This is a genomic window from Bartonella saheliensis, from assembly GCF_902162175.1.
In genome coordinates this window covers 1-2,725 of record NZ_LR607280.1, presented here as the reverse complement: position 1 = coordinate 2,725, position 2,725 = coordinate 1, and the positions used below count along the sequence as shown (strand labels likewise).

Sequence of the window (2,725 nt, the reverse complement as noted above, 5' to 3'; positions counted from 1 at the left end):
CAGCTTCTATGGTCACATGCTTGATGCTTTCATTCAGATAGCCTTTGTCGCTCTCACTCCACCACACAAGGTTTTCATTGCGCTGATAAACATCCTTAAAATCTTGATCCTTGTTGGTCAGAAACTTAATCTTCCCCTACATACTCCTTAATTCTTTTACAGAAAAACTCATAAAAATTACTCGTGTAATACTGTGGCTCTTTAGAAAGACGAGAGATTTTCTCACCTCCTCGTGTCATCTCCCCCATAACTTTTTCCAAAAGCACTTGTAAAAAGGGATAGGTTGCGGAATGGGAGGGGTATCAGGTTTTTCAATTGGTTGATCACCTTCAGGTATCTCAGCTCCCACGCTTTCTTTAATTCTTTTACAAAGGAATTCATAAAAATTACTCGCGTAATATTCGCACTCTTCAGATGGAAGCATGACATAGAGTGGACATTCTCCATTCCGAAACTGCGTATAATCAAAATAAAAGGTTTCACCAAAACCAGCATCACAAACGATAAGCTGTTCTGGTGTCGCAAAACCACGTTTCCTATCATTTAAATTTTGGAAAACAATATCATCAAAAGGAATATCCTTTCCACAATCTTTATAAAGACTATAGATTTCATAACCAGCAATGTCCCCGCCTTTATAATGTTTTAAAAAATTCTTGTAAGAGGATGTGAATTGTAAACCAAGAGCTTTCTCCGCCTTTTCAATCACGAGATCATCAACTGCATTTTCTTCAGAACAAAAATTAACAATATCACCATCATATTTATCAACTAATACTGCAACATCATCTAAGGTATAGGTTTTCATTCATTATTCTCCATCAATTATTTTATAAGTCCCTTTTTCTCTTTTCATCAACCGTAGAGCATTACTGCCGCTGCTCCTGTCCCCATCTGTTAAAATCTAGACCTATAATACCCCATTTCATATCGATTATTCCTCCTAAATGACTATTTTTTTGTTCTCTATACCCTTTAGCACGTTCCTTCCAAAATTCCTCTCTCTGCTTCTCAAACTTTTTTCTATCTATAAGCGATTGGTGTGTTTTTGGATTATCATGAATCACAGAAGTATATTTTTTATGAAATTCATGGCTCATTGCTGCTAAGGGACCTTCAGGGGTTTGATTTAGGTGATGCAACTCAACAGACTTATCATCAAATCCTATAGGTGCTCTTCCTGTTTCCATTCTCTCAAGATTAGTGCCCCATACGTCTTTTTTATTTACTGTCCATTTAACCCTTTTGTTAGGATCAAACAAATCGTCTCTCCAATAGATTTTGTATGTCTCACCAAATTTGCTATCGGTAAATTTAATGGGTTTTCCTTTTAACCAATTCTTTTTTTCTTTAGCAGCTTCTTTGATCAGTTCTTTCCTAGCAGCAAGTTTGTCAAGATCTCCCTGAGCTATAAGTTCTGCAAGATTTTTCTTGGAAGCGAATTGGGCAAAATCTTTCCTCGCCAGGAATTTGATCAGAGTTTTTTCGGTAAGCTTTACACCTCCCTTAGCTGCTCCAACAATTCCTGTCATTAGGGATGCTATATCCGTCAATAATTTTCCAAGTTCAACACCCGCTTTAAAGGATCCACCAGCACCGGCTCGCTCATATTCCTCCGCCAGTTTATTAATGCGATCTACATAGGATTGCCCAAGGGTCCGCCCAATTGTCGCCCAAACTTCACCACTGTTCAACAAGTCGTTAAGTGCTTTCAAAGTCTCTTTGGGATGAAGGCCAATTTGCACAAAACCATCAACCGTATCGTATAATTCAGCCGGTACACCAGCGACCATACCAGCCAAAAGGCTTAAATTTTGCCCTGTACTAATCGCAGACCATTTCGCAGACACTTCTGCTTGACATAAAAGGTCAGGACACTCCTTTAATTCTTTATCCATCTGGGCTATTTGCGCACTGCTGAGGTAGTTATTTTCCGCGGCATTACCAGCAGCATCAGCGCCGGTATTAACATCCCCACCAGCAAGGGCGGCAGCAAAGCCCCCCGCTATGCGCGCGATATCAATGGTGTGCTCTCTAAAGTCTGCAAATTGTGCATCAATTTTTGCGGTGATGCGGGCTTGTTCTTCCGGCGTTGGGGTGCGACCATCTAATGCCCCCATTTCCTCTTTCACAATGTTTTGCATCCACAGTTTAAACTGGAGCATGGCTGCGGCTTCACCTACAACACCCCCCACTGCGCCAGCCGTACAATCACCACTCGCTGTCGCACCGACAATACAGCCAAGACCGGCATGGGCTACAATTTGCGTCACCGTGTCTATTTTACCCTCTGCCTTAGCGGTACCAATTTCTTCCGCTAATGTTTTCCCAAGGGTTCCTGAAAGGGCGGTGCGTAGATTATTAAAAAAGTTTTTGTCAAGTGAACCACCTTCAAGAGCCGTTTGAACGCCCGTGCCAATGGCGGCTTTGATCAGATTCCTTTCTGCCTCACGGGTAATACGATCAACCAAAGGGGCGGTTTTGGATAAGGATTGTCCAACACCGGCCATCTCTGTGAATTGACTGGTTAAACCTGCTGTTAACATTGAAGAGACAATGCCCAAAACATTCTTCGATGAGCCTAGCTCATGAAGTGCATCGGCAATGTTGCCGCGATTATTGACAAGAGCCACAGCACTTTTGTTGATCAGCGCCTGTACCCCTGCTTGTATCGCTGCATTCATGGCTGTGCTGGAGCCAACACCCAATGCACTGGCAATGGCAC

The 2,725-nt window shown here is 42.2% G+C and carries 2 protein-coding genes; both read right to left on the bottom strand.

Annotated elements, in window-relative coordinates; genetic code table 11:
- Positions 1–235 precede the first annotated feature (235 nt).
- Positions 236–808 (bottom strand): SMI1/KNR4 family protein, encoded by a 573-nt coding sequence (locus FS875_RS09605; protein ID WP_144756167.1) that lies wholly within the window; start codon positions 806–808, stop codon positions 236–238.
- Between the two features lie 61 nt (positions 809–869).
- The coding region (locus FS875_RS09600; RefSeq protein WP_208000046.1) for a DUF637 domain-containing protein at positions 870–2,725 on the bottom strand (1,856 nt) is incomplete at its 5' end.